The 4,442-nt window shown below is 75.8% G+C and carries 4 protein-coding genes; 2 read left to right on the top strand and 2 right to left on the bottom strand.

The window, feature by feature from the left end:
- Together G3I53_RS17935 and G3I53_RS17930 are read right to left on the bottom strand one after the other, a co-directional pair.
- Window positions 1-806: glycosyltransferase (locus G3I53_RS17935; RefSeq protein WP_164438552.1), on the bottom strand; the 806-nt coding region annotated here is incomplete at its 3' end.
- Window positions 803-2,443: a carbamoyltransferase C-terminal domain-containing protein gene (locus tag G3I53_RS17930; protein WP_164438551.1), complete on the bottom strand. Its 1,641-nt coding sequence runs from the start codon at window positions 2,441-2,443 to the stop codon at window positions 803-805. The genes G3I53_RS17935 and G3I53_RS17930, both read right to left, overlap by 4 nt.
- Window positions 2,444-2,711: 268 nt before the next feature.
- Here G3I53_RS17930 and G3I53_RS17925 point away from each other — a divergent pair, with 268 nt between their 5' ends.
- Both G3I53_RS17925 and G3I53_RS17920 read left to right on the top strand, forming a co-directional pair.
- A complete protein-coding gene (locus G3I53_RS17925) occupies window positions 2,712-3,467 on the top strand; it encodes a polysaccharide deacetylase family protein (RefSeq protein ID WP_205080171.1) in 756 nt (251 codons plus the stop codon).
- A gap of 88 nt (window positions 3,468-3,555) precedes the next feature.
- Entirely contained in the window at window positions 3,556-3,996 is a 441-nt protein-coding gene (locus G3I53_RS17920; protein ID WP_164438549.1) for an SRPBCC family protein, read from the top strand.
- Window positions 3,997-4,442: the final 446 nt, after the last annotated feature.

The following is a 4,442-nucleotide window of genomic DNA, read 5'->3' as shown; positions in this document are numbered from 1 at the left end:
GCCGCCCGCCGGTGACCGGTGGCGGCGAGGGCGCAGGCGGCGGCCCCGGCGGCGGTGACCGCGGCGTGGCGGCGGATCCGTCCGCGGGGGGCGACGGCCTTGTCCCACCAGTCGGGTCCGTGCAGGCGCCGCATCAGCGCGTCGTCGGCGTTGCCGCGCTGCTGCTTGACGGAGGCCCAGCGGGAGGCGGGCCGCACGGGGTGCCGGGTGGTGCGGCTGCCCTGCCGTATGCGGTGTCCGGCGCCGAGGACGCGCAGGGCGAGGTCGGCGTCCTCGCGGAAGGCCCGCGGGAAGCGTTCGTCGAAGCCGCCGACCTCCTTGAGGACCGCGGTGCGGTAGGCCATGTCGGCGGTGATCCAGCGGGCCCGGGCGAGTCCGGCCGTGCCGCGTTCCCAGTCGGTGGGGCGGCGCCCGCCGGGCAGCGGCACGGTGATGACGCCCTGGACTGCGGCGACGTCGGGGGACGCCTCGGTGAGGTCCCGTGTCAGCTGTTCGCACCAGCGGGGGCCGACCTGGACGTCGTCGTCGAGGAAGGCGACCCAGGGCGCACGGACGGCGCGCAGCCCGGTGTTGCGGGCGGCGGCGGGTCCGCGTCCGCCACCGGTGCGGACGGTGGTCCGGTCCCGCAGGTCGCCGAGGACGCCCAGCGCGTGGTCGAGCGCGGCGGGGTCGGGGGCGGGGCCGGGGCGGTCGTCGACGAGGACGATCTCGTCGGGGCGCGGGCCGGTCGCGGCGGCCAGCGCGCCGAGGCAGTCGGCGAGGGTGTCCCGCACCAGGGTGGGGATCACGACGGCGTACGAGGTCATGCGTAGGCCCTCCCCCTGCGCACGGCGTAGGGGCCGATCGCCAGCAGGTCGACGGGGGCGGAGCCGAAGCACTCCAGGGCGTCGCGCGGGTCGTCGACCATGGGCCGGCCGGCCGTGTTGAGGCTGGTGTTGACGACGACGGGGAGCCCGGTGCGGCGTTCGAAGCCGCGCAGCAACCGCGCCACCAGGGGTTCCTGCCGCTCGTCGACGGTCTGGATGCGGGCTGTGCCGTCGACGTGGACGACGGCTGGGATCCGGTCGCGCCACGCGGCCGCCACGTCGTGCACGAAGAGCATGTACGGGCTGGGCAGCGGGCCGCCGGAGAACAGGTCGGCGGCCCGGTCGGCGAGCACCATGGGGGCGACCGGCCGGAACTCCTCGCGGCCCTTGACGTGGTTGAGCCGTTCGAGGTTCTCGGCGCGGCCGGGGTGGGCGAGCAGGGAGCGGTGTCCGAGGGCGCGCGGGCCGTACTCGCTGCGGCCCTGGAACCAGGCGACGACGCCGTCGCGGGCGAGTTCCTCGGCGACGGTCTCGGCGATGTCGTCGGGCCGGTCGTAGGGGACGGCGGCGCGGTCGAGCCAGTCGCGCAGGGCGTCGTCGCTCCAGCCGCGTCCGAGGTCGGCGCCGGGCATGGGCCGCGCGGTGATCCCCTCCTGCGCGCTCACGTGCAGGGCGCCGCCGAGGGCGGTGCCGGCGTCCCCGGCGGCGGGCTGCACCCACAGGTGCCGGTAGGGCCCGCGGGCGGCCAGGCGGGAGTTGGCGACGCAGTTCAGGGCGACACCGCCGGCCAGGGCCAGGGCGTCGCCCCCGGCCTCGCGGTGCAGCCAGTGCGCGAGGTCCAGGAGGACCTCCTCCAGGACGGCCTGGGCGCCGGCGGCGAGGTCGGCGTGGTCCTGGTTCCAGGGCTCGTGCGGGGCGCGCGGCGGGGTGAGGGCGGCCCAGTCGACGCCGTGGGCGCGGAAGCCGCCGTCGCCGGTGGCGTGGACGTGTTCGCGCAGGCGGGGCAGGTGGCGGGGGGTGCCGTAGGAGGCGAGGGCCATGACCTTGTACTCGTCGCTGCTGCGCAGGAAGCCGAGGTGCTCGGTGAGTTCCTCGTAGACCAGGCCGAGGGAGTGGGGCAGGGCCTGGGTGGCGAGGGTGTCCAGTTTGCCGTCGCGGTAGCGGCCGGCCAGGTGGGAGGCGGCCTCCCCGCGGCCGTCGAGGACGAGGACCGCGCTGTCGGGGTGGGGGGAGGCGGGTCCGGCGGACGCGGCGTGGGCGACGTGGTGCGGGACGAAGACCACCCGGGCCGGGTCCAGGCCGGGCAGGGCCTCGGCGAGGAACTCGGGGGCGCGGCGGGCGTACTCCAGGCGGAGCGGGTCCCAGGGGTCGTCCAGGCCCTGGTCGGCGGCGGGGCGGGCGAGGGCGGGATCGAAGGAGTAGCTGACGGCGTCCAGGTCCGCGGGGGTGAGCCCGGCCCGCTCCAGGCACCAGCGGGCGGCCAGCTCGGGCAGTTCCCAGGCGGAGAACGGCACCGGGCGCTTGCCGTGCTTGCGCCGGCTGAAGCGCTCCTCCTCGGCGGCCGCCACGACCTGTCCGTCGACGACGAGGGCGGCGGCGGGGTCGTGGAACAGGGCGTTGATTCCAAGGATCCGCATGGTGGCGTGCTCCGTTCCTGGGCGACCGGTGTGGCTCCTGAGGAACGCGAGTGCCGTTTTGCGGTTGTCTCAAACACTTGGAGCCAACTTGTCGGGAATGCCCTGGTGTGCGGCGGTCGATGCGAGGGCGGCGCCGCCACCGTGACCGCTCTCACATGCGGCTTCCCGCCCGCACGGAGGCACGACTGACGGACTATACATCGCGTGTATAAACGCTGTGTACAGTCCGGGCATGCCTTCTCCGACCAAGAAGACTTCGACCCGGAAGATGAAGAGATCCGCGACCGCGTTCCGGGCCGCCGCCGCACTCGGTGCGGCGGCGGCCCTGCTCGTGGCACTGGGGGGTTGCGGACGGACGGACACGACCGCCCCGAGCAGCGTGCGCACCACCGACGTCCGGGCCCGCTTCGGCCCCGTCGACTGCCGCGAGGCGAAGTGCGTGGCGCTCACCTTCGACGCCGGCCCGAGCGAGCACTCCGCGCGGCTGCTGGACATCCTGAAGGAGGAGCAGGTCCCCGCCACGTTCTTCCTCATGGGCAGAAAGCACATCGACCGCTACCCGGCGCTGGTCCGGCGCATGGCCGACGAGGGGCACGAGCTGGCCAACCACACCTGGACCCATCGCCGCCTCACGGACCTGGAGCCGGAGGAGATACGCGAGGAGCTCACCCGCACCGACGACGCGATCGAGCGGCTCACCGGCCACCGCCCCACGCTCATGCGGCCCCCGCAGGGCCGCACCGACGCGACCGTGCACGAGATCTGCCGGGACCTGGGGCTCGCCGAGATCCTCTGGAGCGTCACCGCGAAGGACTACGCGACCACGGACTCCGACCTCATCACCCGCCGCGTCCTCACCCAGGTCTCCCGCGACGGCATCATCCTGCTGCACGACCTCTACGACGGGACGGTGCCCGCCGTGCCCGGCATCATCGACGCGCTGAAGAAGCGCGGCTACGTGTTCGTGACGGTGCCCCAGCTGCTGGCCCCGGGGAAGGCGGAGCCGGGGAAGGTGTACCGGTGACCGCGGACGCGCGCCCGCGCGCTGGGCCGGGCGGGTGACACGGCCGCCGCCCTGCCGGTGCGCCCGCCGGGTTCCCTAGGATCGTCCGGTGGCCACCTTCCTTGTCCGGCGCACGGCGCCCCTTCCCCCCGACGAGGCCTGGCGCCGGCTCACGGCCTGGCACCGGCACGGCAGCGCCGTCCCGCTCACCCGGATCACGGTGACCACTCCCCCGCCGACCGGCGAGGGCACCGTCTTCGTGGCCCGCACCGGGCTGGGCCCGCTGTCCTTCCGCGACCCGATGGAGGTCACGGTGTGGGAGCCGCCCGGGGACGGCACACCGGGCCGGTGCCGCCTGGAGAAGCGGGGCCGGGTCGTCACCGGCTGGGCGGAGATCGAGGTGCGCCCGGGCCCGGGCGGCCGGGCCCGCGTGGAGTGGCGCGAGGACCTGCGGATCGCCCTGGTCCCGGCGGTGTTCGACGGCGCGCTGGCCCGCGCGGGCCGCCTGGTCTTCGGCCGGGCGGTCAACCGGCTGCTGCGCCGGGGCTGACGGCCACCGGGCGTCACGGGTGCCGGGGGTGACGGGTGCCAGGGGTGACGGGTGCCGGGGGTCACGGCCGCCGGCGCAGCGGGTGCCGGGGGCCGACGACTGCCGGGCATGACGGCCGTCCGTAAGTGGACGGGTGCCGGGGGACACGGCCGCCGGGAGTGACGGGTCCCGGGAGTGACGGGTGCCGGGAGTGACGGCCGCCGGGCGCACGACCGCGAGCGCGCGACGGGTGCCGGGCCCGACGACTGCCACGCATGACGGCCGTCCGGAAGTGGACGGCCACCGGGCGTCACAGCCGCCGGGCATGACGGCCGCCGGGCGTCACGACCGCGAGCGCGCGACGGGTGCCGGGCGCGACGACTGCCAGGCATGCCGGCCGTCCGGAAGTGGACGACCACCGGGCGTCACAGCCGCCGGGGGTGACGGGTGCCGGGGGGCGGGTGCCG

The sequence above is a fragment of the Streptomyces sp. SID14436 genome (assembly GCF_010548465.1).
GTDB lineage: Bacteria > Actinomycetota > Actinomycetes > Streptomycetales > Streptomycetaceae > Streptomyces.
Note: the sequence above shows the minus strand (reverse complement) of the source record. Positions and strands in the feature narration are given on the sequence as shown.